Source organism: Parendozoicomonas verongulae (genome assembly GCF_009711465.1).
Lineage (GTDB): Bacteria > Pseudomonadota > Gammaproteobacteria > Pseudomonadales > Endozoicomonadaceae > Sansalvadorimonas > Sansalvadorimonas verongulae.
In genome coordinates this window covers 3529-4015 of the sequence record NZ_SMME01000684.1, presented here as the reverse complement: position 1 = coordinate 4015, position 487 = coordinate 3529, and the positions used below count along the sequence as shown (strand labels likewise).

Genomic DNA, 487 nt, shown 5'->3' with positions numbered 1-487 from the left:
ACCTGATGGCAAAACAAGCGTGCAGCTACTGACCTGTTTGTCTGTATTCCCTTCAACAACAGCGGGAGCAACGGTCAGGATAAACCAAAGCCATGAGGTATTTGCCAGCCTTTGCAACGAGCATAACCTCCGATTTAACCCGGGCCACGAAAGGCTAGTCGATGAGTAAGGCCGGGGCAATTTTCAAACACGATAAAATTATGGATCCGGTTCTATTTGAGCCGCTTCCCCTTGCACCGGGCGTCGCGGCTTAAGCGACGGTGGGATTTAAACTGATTGAACGAGTCGAAGGTGATGCCGCAGAGGCAGGTGGTGTTCCAATTTCCCTTGCATTTGGGGTCGCGGCTGCCTCGACGGTGGGATTTAAGCAGGTTGACTGAATCGAAGGTGACGCCACAGGTGCAGGTGGTATTCCGCTTCCCCCTGCACCGGGCAGCGCGGCTACCCAGGCGGTGAGAGCTGAGCAGGCTGCCCGTGTCGAAGATCG

1 protein-coding gene is annotated in these 487 nt (G+C 55.2%); it reads right to left on the bottom strand.

From position 1 onward, the window contains the following. Positions 1–212 precede the first annotated feature (212 nt). Positions 213–487 (bottom strand): hypothetical protein (locus E1189_RS25095; protein WP_230460082.1); only part of this gene is annotated, 275 nt, incomplete at its 5' end.